The sequence below is a fragment of the Robbsia betulipollinis genome (assembly GCF_026624755.1).
GTDB lineage: Bacteria > Pseudomonadota > Gammaproteobacteria > Burkholderiales > Burkholderiaceae > Robbsia > Robbsia betulipollinis.
The window spans coordinates 439,770-455,923 of record NZ_JAPMXC010000010.1 but is presented as its reverse complement, the minus strand read 5'-3'; the positions used below and the strand labels follow the sequence as shown (position 1 = coordinate 455,923).

The following is a 16,154-nucleotide window of genomic DNA, read 5'->3' as shown; positions in this document are numbered from 1 at the left end:
TTCTCCAGGTGAGGTACGGGATGGCGAGGCGCCGGGTTCGGCCCAACGGTTGGATCTTGCAAGAAACGTGCCGTCCGATGGTCGAGCGCTGGAACCGGTACCGGCACCGCCCACGCCGGGGCACTCACCCGACCGTACGCTGCGCCGCGCCCAGATCCTGCCAGGCCTCGCCATGGCAGGTGAACATCAGAATCTGATGCCGCAACGCCGCATCGAACAAGGCGCGCTTGATCAGCGCCCGGCGTTGCGCGTCCGCATGCACGAGCGCATCGTCGAGCAGCAGCAGGGTCGGCCGTCCGGCTTCGCGCAATAGATCCGCGTAGGCCAGCCGTACCAGCAGGCCGAGCTGCTCCCGGGTGCCGAAGCTCAGGCTGTGGAGCGCGTCCTGTTGATCCGCGCGATGCAGATCGACCGGCAGCAGATCGTCCCCGAGTTGCAGGCGCGCGCCGGGAAACAGCAGCGCGAGGTAATGGTTCAGGCGCCGGACCAGTGGCGCCTGCAGCCGCAGCGTGGCGGCGTCGCGCTTTTCGTTCAGCAGGGTCCAAAGCAGTTGCAGACCGTCGGCGCGCCGCGCGATCTCGTCGCGGCGGCGGCCCAGGTGTTCGGTCTCGGCCTCGGCCAGGAGCAGCGCCTCGCCGACGCCGCTCGCCCCGGCCTGCTCCAGCGCGCCCGTCAATATCAGAATGTCGTGGTGGCGACGCTGCTGCGCTTCGCGGGCGATCGCCGCGGAGCGCTCGAAACGCTGCACGTCCTGCTCGAGCAGTTCGCCATGTTGCGCATCGAGCGCGGCGGCCACGGCGTCGCCGCGACGCCGCAAGTCGTCGGCCAGGCCGCGCGCTTCGACGAGACGCGCGACCAGCGCCGCGCGCTCCTGCTGCCGGAGCGCGTCGCGATGGGCTCGCGCCCGCGCCTGGGACTGTTCGTCGAGCAGGCGCGCCGTCGCCAGCGCGGTGTTGAAGCGGGCTTCGGCGAGCGTGCGCGCGGCGAGCGCCCGCTCGAGCGCGGTCTGCGCGGCGTCGCATTCGAGCCGGGTCTGCGCGACGAGCCGGTGGGAAACGTCGCCCGCGGCCATCGACGCTCCGGCCGCCGCCTCCGCCCCACCCTCCGTCCCACCCTCCGCCCCGCCGGGCAGCGTCGCGCGGCGCAGCACGAGCGCCTGCTCGCGTTGCCGCCCGATATCGAGCGCGCGGCGCACGCCCGCGGGCCCTTCCGGGGCGCGGATCGCCAGTTCCTTGCGCGCGGCATCCAGATCCCGCAGGCGCCGCGCATGGTCTTCCTGCCGCACTTGCGCGGCGGCCAGCGATTCCGCACCCAGACGCTGCAGCAAATCCGCGCGCGCGCGCAGGGCGTGCTCGATCTGGCGCGACAGTTCCGGCAGGTCTCTGCCACCGGGCGCGATGCGCAGGCGGCCGATCCCCGGCAGATGGAGGTCGGTACCGGCCGTCAGCCATCGCTCGCCTGCGCCGGACAACACGGCCGCGGTAGCGTCGACGGCACCGGCCGTGTCGGTAGCGACCGACTTCGCCGCGGTGCCGCCGGCACTTGCCGTATCGGTGTCGACCGCCCGGGCGGCGGTGTCGCCGGCGAGGCCGTCCGCCGCGCCCTCGCCCGGCGCATGCGCCAGCCGCAGCGCCGTACCCGCGTCGAGCCAGTAATGCAGCCGCGTCGCCGCCGCTTCCTGCCGGATCCGGCATTCGGCGAGCGTCTGCTCGACGCGGCGCAGCGCGTCCAGGTCCGCAGGCAGTGACGGCGCCCGCGTGTCGGAGCGTGCGGCCATTTCGAGCGCCTCGATGTCGCCCTGCAGACGCACCGCTTCCGTCAGCGTGGCGTCCAGTTGCGCCGCCTCGCGGCGCCACGTCGCCAGTTGCGCGTCGATGTCGCGCCGCTCCGCCAGCGATTGCGCGGCCGCGTGACGCTCGCGCGCCTGCGCCAGCGCGGCGGCCCGGACATCGTGCCGCGCGCGCGCATCGTCCAGCAGGGTGCGCGCCTCCTCGGCGGCGATGCCCTGCGCCGCGGCTTCGCGCAACTGTGCCCGAAGGGCATCGTCTTCGTCCTGATCGCGCCGCACCTGAGCGTGCAGCTCCGCCTGCAGCGCCTCGGCCTGCGCCTGCTCGCGCCGCAGCGCAAGCGTCTGGTCGCGCGCCTCGACGACCGCGGCAAGCTGCCTGCGCGCGGCATCCGCCTGTGCCTCGAATGCGGCCCACGGCTGCTCGGACGCCACCGCCTGGTGCGCCGCGCGCAGTTGCGCAAGCTGGTCGACGTCGCTGTCGAACTGGATCTTTTGCCGGCGCAGCGCGTCCACCTGCTGCCGGCTCGCGCTCAGCGCGTCCTCGGCCTCCCGGTAGATGCCCTTGGGACGGCCCAGACGCGCGTCGAGCAGTTCGCCGCGTTCCGCCGCAACGCGCGAGAAGAGCCGATCGCCGTCGGCCGAGGCCATTTCCCCGGACAGCCGCTGCAGCGCGTCGCGCAGATGCGTGCCGGCATGCGCGGCCGGATCGACCAGTTCCTGCCCCTCGCCCTGACGAATCCACAGCAGCCCCGGCACGCCGGCCTGCTTCGGCTGGCTCTGCCCCTTCGACGGAAATTCGAAACCGATCAGCGCGGCAAGCGCGTCCTCGGCCGCCTCGCCTTCGAGCCGGGTCGCCGCGCCGCCCCCGGCATGACCGGCCATACCGGCCATATCGGCGCCACCCGGCGCATCGCACGTGCCGATCGCCAGTTCGCAGCGGCTGCGCGTCAGGAAGCGCTTGCGCAACGCGTAGGTGCGCGCGCCGATACGGAAATCGATATCGACGCTCGGCCGCGCGCCGCTCGTGCCCCACGGCGCGAAATCGGTCACGGTGCGGGTGCGCGAACGCTCCAGAAAAGCGGCCCGGATCGCCATGGCGATGGTGCTCTTGCCCGCCTCATTGTGGCCGACGAAGAGGTTGATGCCGTCGCTCAGACCGTCGAGCACGAGCGGTTCGCGAAACCGCCGGAATTCCGCGAGCGCGATCCGGTCGATCTTCATGCGGCCATCGGTCGTCATGCGCGCGCCTCCCGTCCCGTGGCGCGCACGCCCTCCTGTTCGAATTGCAGCAGCAGACGCAGCGCCTCGCGCGCAATGTCGCCGCGCGCGGGGTCCTCCTGCAGTGCCTGCAAGGCGTGCGCGACATCGACGACATAGCCGGACACGCCCAGTGCCGCGAGGTCGGCATGGTCCGGCTGCAGGTCCAGGCCGGTCGCATCGAAGCGCAGACTCCTGACCCGGGCGGAAGCCGCAGCGACCGCCGCGCGCAGCCGTTCCCAGGTGTCCAGATTGACCGCGCCGGAGACCGCCAGTTGCAGGACATCGTTCGCGCCGGCCTGCGCGAGTCGCGCCGCGACGCGCTCGACATCGGCCGCGACGACGATCCGCTCCGCCAGCGCGGTCCAGCGAAAGCGCCCGACCTCGAGCCGCTCGACCACCGGCAGCGCGCCCGGCGCATCCAGCCGCACATCGAGCACCGCGCCCGGCGCATTGCCGCGAAAGCGGTCCGGCTCGGGCGTGCCGGCGTACCAGGTGCGCGCATCGATCTCCAGGCAGCCGTGCCAGTCGCCCAGCGCGAGATAATCGAGCCGCGCGCGCTGCGCCCGGTCGGCGGCGATCGGATTGCTCAGGTCGGCGCTGTCCGGCAACCGGCCGGCGACGCTGCCGTGCGCGAGACCGATGCGCAGCCAGCCCGCCGGCGTGTCGAGCGTGTCGAAAGGCGCGGTCGCGTCGTCGTAGGTACGACGCTGGGTCAGGGGCGCGGCCAGCACGGCCGCGCCGAGCGCCTCCAGCGCGACGATGCCGGTGCGCTCGGCCACCCGCGCCTGCGGTGGAATGCAGCCGAGCCGGCGCGCCCGCGTCCAGACGCTGTCGGCGAGCGCCGCGTCGTGATTGCCGGAGATCAGCACCCAGGGTCCGACGAAACCGTCGAGCGCCGCGAACAGGCGCCGCACGGTGCGATCGGCGACCGCCTGCAGGTCGAACACGTCGCCGGCCACCAGAATCGCGTCCACCCCGCGTTCGGTGGCACGCGCGGCGAGCGTCGCCACGGCATCGAGCCGCGCCTCGGCGAGGACCGCCGCGTCGTCCGGGTCGAACTGGCCGTAATGGCGGCCGATCTGCCAGTCCGCAGTATGAAAAAAACGCATAAGGAGGGGCTGTGTCCGAAACTCGGTGAAAAGGTGGCATGCGGTTTGCTGCGCTGTGGGCACGCAGCATCCGTCATCAGACGTTCACTCTACCGGAATCCGAACATGAAACTCTATATGGCTCCCGGCGCTTGCAGCCTTGCCGATCATATCGCGCTGCACGAAGCCAAGATGGAATTCGAGCGCGTCAAGGTCGACACCAAGACCAAGCAGACGGAACACGGCGAGGATTACATGGCCATCAATCCGAAGGGGTATGTGCCGACGCTGGAACTCGATGACGGCCAGCGGCTCACCGAGAACATTGCGATCCTGTCGTGGGTCGCGCAGCGCACGCCGGCGCTGGTGCCGCCCGGCGACATGGGGCCGGTGCGCCTGCTCGAAATGCTCGCCTTCATCTCCACGGAGATCCACAAGCAGTTCGGCCGCATCTTCAAGCCGTCTTCCGAAGCCGAAGCGGAAGCCGCCCGCCAGAAGATCGCCACGCGCTTCGACTTCCTGGCGAGCACGCTGACCGGGGACTACCTGTTCGGCCAGAGCGCCACGGTCGCAGACGCCTACCTGTTCGTCATGCTGCTGTGGGCAAAGCGGGTCAAGCTCGATGTGCCGGCGGCGTTGCAGCAGTTCGGCGAGCGCATGAAAGCGCGTCCGGCAGTCGAGCTGGCTTTGAAGCACGAAGGTCTCGAAACGGCCTGAACGGCAGTCGCGCCCGCGGGGCGGCGCCAAGCCGCGCCCGGCCCGCTCAGGTGCCCATCGTCTCGGCGAGCAGCACGAGCAACTGGTCCAGCGGCAAGGGCTTCGAGAAGTAGTGGGTGAAGCCGGCGTCCATCGCCTCCTGCCGGACATCCGCCGACGAATAGCCGCTCAGCGCTATGAGCGTCAACCCGTCGCCGGGGAAGCGCCGCCGCAGTTCGGCGGCGAGTTCGAAGCCGGTCATATCCGGCAAACCGATGTCGATGATGCCGACGCGTGGCCGGAACGTTTCGCTGTAGGTCAGCGCCGTGCCGCCATCGTAAGCGCTGCGGCAGACATAGCCGCTCATATCCAGCAAAGCCTCCAGCGCATCCGCCGAATCCTGGTTGTCGTCGACCACCAGGACGGGCTGCAACCGGCCGTCGGGCGTACTTGCCGCCTGCGCGGGCGGTGCCAGCGCCGCGCCGCGCGCGATCGGGAGCGTGACCACGAAGCGGCTGCCGCGATCGTGTCCGTCGCTGAACACGCGCACCGCGCCGCCATGGTCGTCGAGCAGCCGCCGCACCACGGTCAGGCCGATGCCCAGCCCGGCGTCCTGCCGCGAAATGCTGGTGTCGCCCTGGGCGAACAGATCGAAAATACGGGGCTGCAGATCCACGGCGATGCCGATGCCGCGATCGGCCACTTCGATATGCACGTGGGTCTCGTCCTGCGTCACGCCCACCCGGATTTCATCGGCGTTCGCGGTGTAGCGCGCGGCGTTGTGGATGATGTTGTTGAGGACCTGCCGGATGCGCGCCACGTCGACATCGACCAGCACCGGCTGCGGCGCGTGCTGCACACGCACCGTATGACCACGCCGCGCGATCTCCGCGCGCGTCATCTCGATCGCGGTATCCACCAGGCCATTGACGTCGGCGATCTCGCGATGCAGTTCGACCTTGCCGCGCGTCAGCCGCGAAACGTCCAGCAAATCATTGACCATGCGCGAGAGTTGCGCGGTCTGCCGGCCGATGACCGCGTGGGCGCTGCGCGTTTCGTCGGCGGTGGGCGCGGCCTTGCGGCTGATCAGCTCCAGCGAGAGACTGATGGCCGCCAGCGGATTGCGCAGCTCGTGGGCCAGCATCGCCAGGAATTCGTTCTTGCGCAGGTCCGCTTCTTCGAGATCCAGCTTCCTGCTGCGCAATTCCTCCAGCGTGACCAGCATCTCGCGGTTCTGCTGCTCCAGCTCCTCGACCGGCGTCTGCGTCTTGCGCCGCGTCAGTTGATCCACGAGCGTATTCAGGCGGGCCGTGGTCAATTGCGGCGTATCGCGCGGCAACAGCATCTCGAGCGTCACCGTCGTGCCCGCGCCCGGCGACGAGCGGATCGAGAAGCCGTCGACCATGCGCCGGCTTCCGGCAATGCCAAGCGCCGGCTTTCCGGTACCGCTCGGCGAACCCGCGAGCAACCGCTCCAGGTCCGGGATGCCCGGGCCTTCGTCGCTGATCTCGGCCACCACGCATTGCTGGGCGGGCGCATCGCTCGCGGCGCCGCTGAAGAAGGTGACCGTGCCGCCGCCGGCAAACTGCACGGCGTTGCGGCTGATTTCGGACACCGCGGTGATGAAGCGCGTGCGTTGCAGATTGTCCAGCCCGAACAACTCCCCCACCTGCCGGGAGCGGTCGCGCAGCGTGACGAAACTCAGGCTGCTGTTGATGCGGGTGGAAAGAATGCGATGGAGCATGGTCAGTGTGCCTTCACCACCACGACGGTGGCGTCGTCGCTATCCTTGCCGAAATCGCGATGCATCACCGCGGCGATCAGACTCGGATGATGATCGATCAGTCCGGCATGCCGGTTCAGATTCCAGCGGGTCGACAGGCCGTCGGTACTGGCGATGAACACCGCCCCGGCATGCCAGTCCGCGCCGTTTTCCCGGACCAGCCGCATGTTGTAGCCCACGGTGCCGTCGGTCGACAGCAGATGTTGCGATCCGGCCCGGGAATGCACGCTGCACACGATATTGCCCACGCCGGCGAAGGTGACCCGATGGCGCTCGGGCTCGAAGAGCGCCACGGCCATCACCGCGCCGCGCGTGGTTTTCAACGCCGCATGGGCCTGGTGCAGGATATCCGCGGGGCACGATGCCGCCGTGGCGTCGTGAAACACCTTCACCGCGGCACGCGATGCATCGGCGGCGAGCGGGCCATGGCCCAGGCCATCGAGCAACGCCAGCCAGAGACGGCCGTCCGTCTGCCGCAACGCCCAGGCGTCGCCGCAGATTTCCTGGCCGGCCTTCGGCGAGGAACGCACGCCCACGTCGGCGAGGCTTCGCTGCGCCTTTGCGGCCAGCGCCGCGCGCGTGGCGGTTCCGGGCTTGTCGCAGCCGATATGCGCGAGCAGCGCCGTGCCCTGCCCTTCCCGCGCATAGATGTCGAGAAGCTTCGCCTGACGGGCGATCGTGCCGAGACCGGCACCCAGGCTGCCGCCCGTCGAATAGCCGTCGACCATCGCGCGCTCGACGCTGGCGATGCCCGGCCCGTTATCGAGCGCGATCATCGCGATGCCGTGGCTGCCGGCATCGCGATACGGCCTGAGATCGATCCGGCCCCGGCCCGCGTATTTCAGGATGTTGGTGGCCGCTTCGGTGACGACCAGCGCGGCGCCGGCCCTGCAGATCTCGCAGCAGCCAAGTGACTGGGCAAGCGACATCGCCGCGCGGCGGGCCTCGGCCACGCCGCTCGCGTCGCTCAGCGTTATCGTCTCTTCCATTGGGTAATGCTCACTGTGGTGCCCACGCCGGGCACGGACGTGATCGCGAATTCGTTGACCAGGCGACGTGCCCCGCCCAGGCCCAGGCCCAGGCTCCTGGCCGTCGTAAACCCGTCCTGCAGCGCCTGCTCGATATCGCCGATACCGGGGCCGGCGTCGGCGAACACGAGATGCAGCCCGGTACGTCCGCCGTGCTCGATCTGCGTCATCGTCATCGTGCCGCCCTTGCCATGCACCAGCGTGTTGCGCGCGAGTTCGCTCGCGGCGGTGACGAACTTGGTTTTTTCCAGCGTGCCGAACGCCATCTTCGACGCCTGCTCCTGCACAGTTTTGCGCGCGAGGTTGACCTGGTCCGGCGTCCGGATATCCAGGATGACCGGCGTCACGGCGATGATGAAAATGCTCCGGAATCGTCCAGCGAAGCCCGCAGCAGCGCCATGCCCTTGTCGACGTCCAGGGCGGTCCGGATTCCCTTGAGGGTCATGCCGAGTTCCACCAGCGTGATCGCCACGGCCGGACGCATGCCGACGAGCACCGTCGCCGCGTCCATGATGCGCGCCATCGCCGCGATATGGCCCAGGGTACGTCCGATGAAGGAATCGACGATCTCCAGCGCGGAGATATCGATCAGCACGCCCCGGGCACGCGTTTTCTCCAGGCGCGCGCTCAGGTCGTCCTGCAGACTCACGACCAGTTCGTCGTGCAGCTCGACCTGAATCGATACCAGCAGAAACTCGCCCAGCTTGAGGACCGGAATCTGCTCCATGGTCAGTTGCCCGACTTGATCGCGCTGAGTTGCACGACGGTCATGCCGACGCGTTTCAGCGCCAGCTTCAACGCCTCGGCCAGCGTCGCCTTGGTCGCGACGTCGCCCAGTTCCACGCCCAGATGGACGATGGTCTGCGCGATTTGCGGACGGATGCCGCTGATGATGCACTCGGCGCCCATCAGGCGCGCCGCGGCGACCGTTTTCAACAGATGCTGGGCGACCAGCGTGTCCACGGTCGGCACGCCGGTGATGTCGATGATCGCGATGGCCGCTTCGTTCGCGACGATCGCATCGAGCAGGCTTTCCATCACGACCTGGGTGCGTTCGCTGTCGAGCGTGCCGATCAGCGGCAGCGCCACGATCGAATCCCACAATTTGACCACCGGCGTGGTCAGGTCGAGCAGTTCCTCCTGCTGGCGCTCTATGACCTCCTCCCGGCTCTTCTGATAGGCCGCGAACGTCAGCAAACCGAGTTTGTCGATCACGAGCGACAGGGCCCACAGCTCGTCGGACAGGCGCTCGCCGTCCTTGATGTCCTTGCGCAGCGCCTCGAACAGCGGTTTCTTCAGCGAAAAGATGAAGGTTGCCGTTTCCTCCGGCGAAAACCCCTGGATCACGCGCTCGCGCGAGAACGCCGCGAGATGGCTGCGCACCTCGTCCCACACCGGTCCCGAGAGCGCCTCCCGATAATCATTTTTGACGCCGGCGGCGAACAGCCCCAGAAAAACCCGCGATGCTTCCCTGACTCCTGCTTCGATCTGCGGCGCGCGGACGCCCGCCTCGGCAAGCTGCCCCGCGATCCAGCTTGTCAGAATCTCGGTCTGGTGATCGTGAAGGATTTTTTCCAGACCCGTCGATTTGCTCAAAATGCTCTCTCCAGATGTCTTTATCGTTTTTGCCGATTCAATGTGACATCGATTATAGGCCAGCCGCCTCGCCGGAAGCCTATCCGTCTGCCCACCTTCGTAAAAATACCGTCATTGCCCATGAGAAGGGCGGCGTCGCGCCATCCGCGCGGCCATCGCCGGCGCGGCCCCCGTATAATCGCCCCATGACCCTTACTTTCTTTCGGGGCGGGTGCCCCGCCATGCCCGCCGACCTGGCCGTAACGCCATTCCGTCTTCCTTCCGCCTTGCGCGCCGTCAATCGCCACACCGCCCGGAGCCGCGCCCGATGAAAACGCCCAAGCGCCTCATACCGCTCGTCGAGGAGGGACTGGTCGACGAGGTGATCAGCCAGTTGATGAGTGGCAAGGAAGCCACCGTCTACGTGGTGCGCAGCGGCGAGGCCATCCGCTGCGCGAAGGTTTACAAGGATGCGAAACAGCGCAGCTTCCGCCAGGCATCCTCCTACCGTGAAGGCCGCAAGGTGCAGAACAGCCGGCAGGCGCGCGCGATGGAAAAAGGTTCGCGCTACGGCCGCCAGATGCAGGAGGAGCTGTGGCAGAACGCCGAGGTGGACGCGCTGTTCCGGCTCGCGAACGCCGGCGTGCGGGTCCCCCAACCCTATATCTGTACCGATGGCGTGTTGTTGATGGAACTGGTGGTGGACGGCAACGGCGATGTCGCGCCCCGGCTCAACGATGTCGACATGACGCCGGAGCGGGCGCTCGAGGTTCATGCGGCGCTGCTCGCCGAGGTGGTGCGCATGCTGTGCGCCGGCATGATCCATGGCGACCTGTCGGAGTACAACATCCTGCTGGCGGCGGACGGTCCCGTGATCATCGATTTGCCGCAGGCGGTCGACGCTTCCGGCAACAACGAGGCCGCGGCCATGCTGGAGCGCGACGTCGACAACCTCGCCGCCTACTTCGGCCGCTTCGTGCCGGCGTTGCTCGATGCGCAGTACGGCAAGGAAATCTGGAATCTTTACGAAGCGGGCGCGCTGAGCGTGGACGTTCCACTCACCGGCCAGGTCGCCGCCGACACGACGCCGGTCGATCTGGAAGGCCTGATGGACGAACTCGAGGAAACCCGACTGGAAGAAGAGGCACGGGTGCGCCGCGAGCAGGAGCTGCGGGCCGGGTCCTGAGGGTAATTTCCCCCCGACAGCGGCGAATCCCGGTGCTACCATGCCGTGGACAGATTCCGTGCTCTTCCCCGTGCTTTCCTTTTATCGGTCCCGCGCCATCGTGTCGATACCCTCCTCGCCAAGGCCATCGTCGCCCCCCGCCGTCAACCGCCGCGCCTCGCGGACGCTGGCCGCCGCGCTGGCCGGCGCCTGCATGGTGCTCGCGGCCTGCTCGTCGACGAGCGCGCCGGCGATGCGGGCGTCGGCCCCCACCATCTACCTGCAGTCGCGCCAGGCGCCCGAGGGGCTCGCCGCCTGTCTCGCGCGACGCCTGCCGGACACCCAACTGGGTCCCGGGCCCGCGGGAGACGGCGAGGAAGTGCGGGTGTCCGGGCGCGCATGGCTGATCGATGTCTCGCCGTCGCGCGAGGGCACGCTGATCGCCGCACATCGCGGCGGCGGCGGCGATGCGATCGAGCCGGATGTGCGCTTCGCGATCGCCCGCTGTGCGCTGTAGACCACTGCCTGCTCCCTGGTCATTTTTTTCCCGCTATCATGCCCGTCATGTCCCGCCCGCACGGGTGATGGCGTCGTCGCGACCCCGCCCTGCCGCCGCATGCATGCATGCCGCCACGGGCGAACCCATCAGTAGAAGAGACAGCAATACGTAGCACGCGGTACTTACCGTCGCCTCGCGCACGCCACCGGTGATCCCGGCGGGCGGCGCGGGCGGCGCTCGTCGAAAAAAGGCGGCATGGCCGCCGCGCGCGTTTTCCGTCACAAGCGGGAAACGCGCGCCAGGACTGGAATCATCGATCATGATCATTGTCGCGTTCTCGCGCGTCGCCGACCGTTTGCGGTTGGTGGACCCCGGCCTCGTACGACTGCGCACGGCCTTTCGCTCGGCGTTGGGCTGCGCCTCGACGGGGGCGCTCGGCATCGGCTGGACCGTGCTGCACCGGCAACCGCCCACGCTCGCCGCGCTCGGCATGCTGTTCGCGATGATCGCGCCGCTCTTCATCCGCGAACCGCGCCGTGCCGGCTGGTACGCTTCCCTGCTCTCCCTTTATCTGTGCAGTTCCGCGAGTTTCGCGCTGGCGTCGCTGCTGGCGCCGCATGCCCGCCTCGCCGATCTCGGCTTCGTCGCGATTCTGTTCGTCGGCATTCTCTGCCAGGCCTGCGGCCCGCGTGCGCTCGGTTGCGCGATGACCGGCTTCGTGACCTTTTACCTGGGTCTGTACCTGCATCCCGCGCCGGCGCAGGCGCTCACCATGCTCGCGCTGTCCGTCTCCGGCCCGGTCGTGGTGTCGCTGGTCGGACGCTTGATCCTGCCCGCCCATCCGGCGCGCATGCGCCGGCTGGCGCTGCGCACCGTCACATTGCGTGCGCGCCGGGTACTGGCGCTGCATCGCACCGCGCCCGATGCCGCGCTCGACGTGCCCCTGTCGGCGCTCAACGAAGCGGCGCTCGCCGTCGAGGAACATCTTTCCCTGCTCGGCGAAGCGGACGCGCTACCGATACGCGAACGGCTGGTGGAACTCGAAGTCGCCGCCGGTCAGCTGGCTTCGGCTTCGGCTTCGGCAACGGCAGCGGTCGAGGCCGGCGTCGAGCGCCTGGCACGGGCGATCGCGCGTCTCGACGCGGGTGAACGCCTATGGGACGCGCCCGCGCTCGCGCCGGTTACGCGCCACGCCCCCGCGCGGCTACGCTGGGCCGACCTGCAGGCCCGGCTCGCCTGGCGCCACGCGCTGCGGGCTGCAAGCGCCGCGGTGATCGCCATGGCGATCGGTCATGCGCTCTCGCCCGAACGCTGGTTCTGGGCGGTCATCACCACCTTCGTCGTGTTCCTGGGCACGCGGTCCCGCGCCGATACCCTTTACCGCGGCATGGAACGATTGGCCGGCACGCTGGCAGGCGCGCTGACCAGCGTCCTTTTGGCGACGGCCCTGCATGCCACACCTGTCCTGATGGTCCTGGTCATGGTGCTTTGCGTGTTCGGCTGGGCCTATACCATCCTCCATGCCTATTCCCGCGGCGTCTTTTTCATCACCGTGCTGGTGGGACTCGTGTACGCCGAACTGGGCTTCGCGATCCGGCCGCTGGTGACCGCGCGCATCGAGGAAGTGCTGACCGGCTGTCTGGTGTCGTTCGCCGTCGCCTTCGTGCTGATGCCGCTCACGGCGACGCGTCATATCGAAACCCGTTTGCTGGCGGTGTTGCGTGCCCTGCGCATGAGCCTCCAGGCAAGCACCGGCGCACCTCAGGCCACGCCGGACACTCCTGGCACGGCGATGCGCCGGCTGGACCGCAGCTGGCATGACCTGCGTGTTGCATGGCGGCCGTTTCAGACGCAGCGGGTCTTCGCCTGGAATCCCGGGCACGAACTGGCGCTGGGTTCCTTGTTCGCCTGTCTGCACGCGGCGCGGGAACTGAGCCGGCTCGCGACAGCGGGAACGGCGGGAACGGCGGGGGCGACGGATGCGAACGCGCGCGACCGGCAGCGCGAACACCTCGACGCAATCATGCATCGGCTGGATGTCTTGATCGAGGTCCATGCGGCGGATAACGGCACAGCGGGATCTTCCCCGGAAGGCGGCGCGGACGCAGTGGGTCGAAACAGGCTGGCCACCGTGAGCGCATCCAGCGAAACGCCTATCGACGCCCTACCCGCAGACACGTCGCCGGCGCTGGCGCAACTGGACGGCGCGACGCGGCAACTGGCCGAACGTTTGGCGCGCATATCGGCGACGTCATCGGGCAAATGGCCGGTCAGGTGGCCGGGGTTCATGCCGAAGCGCGTATGGCGGCCAGCGGACCGCTCCCCACCGCGGGGTTCATCGGCGTAACGGAAAACCGCCGACGAATTTTTCACGAAGATAGGTTGTAAACAGATCGATGGCTCTCGGGACCTGTGCCGCGTAAGGCCGCACGACGAATAACTGATCGGCAAAAGCATTGGTTGGATGCCAGTCATCGAGCAATATTTCCAGCCGGCCATCCTGTACCGCCGTCTGCGCGGTGAAATCCGGCAGCAGCGCGATGCCGAGACCGTCGAGCGCGGCATCCCGTAGCGATTCGCTGTTGTTCGCGGCAAATGCGCCGTCGACTTTCACCACCTGCACCGGCTCCGGCGTCCGTTTTTCCGCATTCGATCGGAAGGCCCATTCGGCGGGCCCGCGCGCACGCAGGTAAAACAGGCAGTCGTGCCGCGCCAAATCCCCGGGATGCTCGGGACGTCCCTTTCTCTCGAGGTATTCCCGGGTGGCGACAATCACGGATTTCGTCTCGCAAAGCTTCAGGGCGACATGCGTATCGGGAACATGCGCGCTGTGGCGGATCGCCAGATCGAATCCCTCCGTGGAAATGGCACTGAGCCGATCCGAGACTTCCAATTCCACCTTGACCTCGGGATTGTCCCTTAGAAACGGCGCCATCCTCGGCACCAGCTGCTGACGGGCGAATGCGACCGGCGCGGTCACTCTTATCAGACCACGCGCCACGCCGGCCATCTCCCGCACATTCAGAAAATTGGATGCGATTTCTTCGAACTGCAATCGCGTGCTTTCGACCAAACGTTCCCCGGCATCGGTGAAGCGCACGCTGCGGGTCGTTCGTTGCACGAGCGCGATGCCCGCGACGCGTTCCAACTCGGCGATTTTCTGGCTCATGGCAGCTTTGCTGACATTCAACCGCGCGGCAGCCCGCGTATATGATCCCTGCTCGCTGAGTACGACGAGCCAGTGGAGATGGAACCATAAACCTTCGACGCTGCGGATCTCATTCATGCAATTGTTCACCAGGGAAAACAATTAGTTTTGAAAGCACCGCTTTCCGGTGCGGTTCTTCCGCCATAGACTACCCCTACCGAACAGTCAACCGGCGAGGTGTCACGTGCAAAGTTATCAAGAAACGTCCGATGTCATGCATTTCATCGGCGGCGCCGAGGTGCGTGGTTCAGGCTCGCGGACGCAACCTGTCTTCAATCCCGCGACGGGCCAATCACCGCGTCGACTTTTGCTTGGCGAGATCGCCGACGTCGAGGCTGCCGTCGCGGCCGCGAAAGCGGCTTTCCCGAAGTGGGCCAACGTACCGCCCATCCGCCGCGCGCGTGTCATGTTCGCATTCCTCGAGTTGATGAACCGGCACAAGGACGAATTGGCCGCCATCATCACGGCGGAACACGGCAAGGTATTTTCCGACGCGCAGGGCGAGGTGGCCCGCGGCATCGACGTCATCGAGTTCGCATGCGGCATCCCGCAGCTGTTGAAGGGCGACTACACCGAGCAAGTCTCCACCGGAATGGACAACTGGACGGTCCGCCAGCCCCTTGGCGTGGTCGCCGGCATCACGCCGTTCAATTTTCCCTGCATGGTACCGTGCTGGATGTATCCGGTAGCCATCGCCGCCGGCAACACCTTCATTCTGAAGCCCAGCGAGCGCGACCCGTCCGCCGGAATTTTCATGGCGCGATTGCTCAGGGAAGCCGGCCTCCCCGACGGCGTCTTCAATGTCGTGCAGGGCGATAAAACGGTGGTCGACGCCCTCCTGCAACACCCCGATGTGCAGGCGGTGAGTTTCGTCGGCTCGACGCCGATCGCGAACTATATCTACGAAACCGGAGCCAGGAACGGCAAGCGCGTGCAAGCCTTGGGCGGCGCGAAGAATCATATGGTCGTGATGCCCGATGCCGACCTGGACCAGGCGATCGACGGCTTGATCGGTGCCGGCTATGGGTCGGCCGGAGAACGCTGCATGGCGATCTCGGTGGCGGTCCTGGTCGGCGACGTTGCCGACCAGATCGTTCCGCGTCTTGCGGAACGCGCGCGCCAGCTGGTGATCAAGGACGGCATGGAACCCGACGCGGAAATGGGACCCGTGGTGACCGGACAGGCCCTCGAACGCATCGAGGGATATATCGGAATCGGCGTGGAAGAAGGTGCGCAGCTTGTCGTCGATGGCCGCGGACTGAAGGTGGCGGGCCGCGAAGGCGGTTTCTTCACCGGCGGCACGCTGTTCGACCATGTCACGCCGGAAATGCGGATTTATAAAGAGGAGATTTTCGGCCCGGTTCTGGCGTGCGTGCGCGTCAGGGATTTCGCCGAGGCGGTGGAACTCGTCAACCGTCACGAGTTCGGCAACGGCGTCGCGTGCTATACCCGCGACGGCAATGTCGCTCGGGAATTCGGGCGGCAGATCCAGGTAGGCATGGTGGGCATCAACGTGCCCATTCCGGTTCCCATGGCATGGCACGGTTTCGGCGGTTGGAAACGCAGCCTGTTCGGCGACATGCATGCCTACGGCGAGGAAGGCGTCCGCTTTTACACGAAACAAAAGTCGATCCTGCAGCGCTGGCCGGAGAGCATCGGCAAGGGCGCCGAGTTCGCCATGCCGTTCTCCAAATGACCGTCTGACGCCACGCATTCCGGTTGAACGCCGGGGTGCGCATGCCGGAGGCTGCCGGAATCATGCGCCAAGGCGCGGCGCGGGTGCGGACCGCCACCGAAGGCGCCGCCGATTTCGACCGACCTGGCGATCAGCCTCTCATTATCCGTCCGGGCGGTGCGCGACGCTTCAGAGCGCCAGTGCCAGCCGCGAGAGGCCCCGCGTCACCATGCCGCGCAGCAATGACCAGCGCCGCGGACCGGCAGTGCCAATGGCCGAGGAACCGAGATAAGCGGGAAATGGCGTCATGATGGTCTTCCGTGAAAGTGTCGATGAAGGCATCATATTCGATACTATCGATCTCGGATAATTGATAATTTTTATATAT

At 67.4% G+C, this 16,154-nt stretch carries 13 protein-coding genes; 5 read left to right on the top strand and 8 right to left on the bottom strand.

All coding sequences use genetic code 11. The features are described 5' to 3' along the window. Positions 1-124: 124 nt before the first annotated feature. Both OVY01_RS19795 and OVY01_RS19790 read right to left on the bottom strand, forming a co-directional pair. The gene (locus tag OVY01_RS19795) at positions 125-3,028 is read right to left on the bottom strand and encodes an AAA family ATPase (protein ID WP_349293543.1); all 2,904 of its coding nucleotides are present in this window, start codon (positions 3,026-3,028) and stop codon (positions 125-127) included. Then, positions 3,025-4,158 carry a metallophosphoesterase family protein gene (locus tag OVY01_RS19790; RefSeq protein WP_267849293.1) on the bottom strand — a complete coding sequence of 378 codons (1,134 nt, stop codon included), beginning with the start codon at positions 4,156-4,158 and terminating at the stop codon, positions 3,025-3,027. Before OVY01_RS19790 ends, OVY01_RS19795 begins: the two co-directional genes overlap by 4 nt. Positions 4,159-4,263: 105 nt before the next feature. On the opposite strand from OVY01_RS19790, the gene OVY01_RS19785 reads away from it, so the two are divergent. Next, the gene (locus OVY01_RS19785; protein WP_267849292.1) at positions 4,264-4,854 is read left to right on the top strand and encodes a glutathione binding-like protein; all 591 of its coding nucleotides are present in this window, start codon (positions 4,264-4,266) and stop codon (positions 4,852-4,854) included. 46 nt (positions 4,855-4,900) lie between these two features. Here the strand turns inward: OVY01_RS19785 and OVY01_RS19780 are convergent, their stop codons facing one another. Genes OVY01_RS19780 through OVY01_RS19760 form a run of 5 tightly spaced genes read right to left on the bottom strand, consistent with a single transcriptional unit; the run spans position 4,901 to position 9,240 of the window. Continuing rightward, positions 4,901-6,577: an ATP-binding response regulator gene (locus tag OVY01_RS19780; protein WP_267849291.1), complete on the bottom strand. Its 1,677-nt coding sequence runs from the start codon at positions 6,575-6,577 to the stop codon at positions 4,901-4,903. A 2-nt stretch (positions 6,578-6,579) separates the two neighbouring features. Beyond that, entirely contained in the window at positions 6,580-7,605 is a 1,026-nt protein-coding gene (locus tag OVY01_RS19775) for an ATP-binding SpoIIE family protein phosphatase (protein WP_267849290.1), read from the bottom strand. Further along, complete coding sequence (locus OVY01_RS19770; protein ID WP_267849289.1) at positions 7,590-7,991, bottom strand: anti-sigma regulatory factor; 402 nt, start codon at positions 7,989-7,991, stop codon at positions 7,590-7,592. Before OVY01_RS19770 ends, OVY01_RS19775 begins: the two co-directional genes overlap by 16 nt. Next, the gene (locus OVY01_RS19765) at positions 7,988-8,371 is read right to left on the bottom strand and encodes an STAS domain-containing protein (RefSeq protein ID WP_267849288.1); all 384 of its coding nucleotides are present in this window, start codon (positions 8,369-8,371) and stop codon (positions 7,988-7,990) included. Before OVY01_RS19765 ends, OVY01_RS19770 begins: the two co-directional genes overlap by 4 nt. A 2-nt stretch (positions 8,372-8,373) precedes the next feature. Then, positions 8,374-9,240: an STAS domain-containing protein gene (locus tag OVY01_RS19760; RefSeq protein ID WP_267849287.1), complete on the bottom strand. Its 867-nt coding sequence runs from the start codon at positions 9,238-9,240 to the stop codon at positions 8,374-8,376. A gap of 307 nt (positions 9,241-9,547) precedes the next feature. Here OVY01_RS19760 and OVY01_RS19755 point away from each other — a divergent pair, with 307 nt between their 5' ends. From OVY01_RS19755 to OVY01_RS19745, 3 genes are all read left to right on the top strand, one after another. Then, on the top strand, positions 9,548-10,405 hold the full coding sequence (locus tag OVY01_RS19755; protein WP_267849286.1) for a PA4780 family RIO1-like protein kinase: 858 nt from the start codon (positions 9,548-9,550) through the stop codon (positions 10,403-10,405). 100 nt (positions 10,406-10,505) lie between these two features. Continuing rightward, a complete protein-coding gene (locus OVY01_RS19750) occupies positions 10,506-10,901 on the top strand; it encodes a hypothetical protein (protein ID WP_267849285.1) in 396 nt (131 codons plus the stop codon). 301 nt (positions 10,902-11,202) lie between these two features. Further along, entirely contained in the window at positions 11,203-13,230 is a 2,028-nt protein-coding gene (locus OVY01_RS19745; RefSeq protein WP_267849284.1) for an FUSC family protein, read from the top strand. Here the strand turns inward: OVY01_RS19745 and OVY01_RS19740 are convergent. Then, positions 13,219-14,169, bottom strand: coding sequence for a LysR family transcriptional regulator (locus tag OVY01_RS19740; protein ID WP_267849283.1), 951 nt, complete (start codon positions 14,167-14,169; stop codon positions 13,219-13,221). The two genes, OVY01_RS19745 and OVY01_RS19740, sit on opposite strands and share 12 nt — an antisense overlap. 136 nt (positions 14,170-14,305) lie before the next feature. Between OVY01_RS19740 and OVY01_RS19735 the strand changes: the two genes are divergently transcribed. Further along, the gene (locus tag OVY01_RS19735; protein WP_267849544.1) at positions 14,306-15,787 is read left to right on the top strand and encodes a CoA-acylating methylmalonate-semialdehyde dehydrogenase; all 1,482 of its coding nucleotides are present in this window, start codon (positions 14,306-14,308) and stop codon (positions 15,785-15,787) included. Positions 15,788-16,154: the final 367 nt, after the last annotated feature.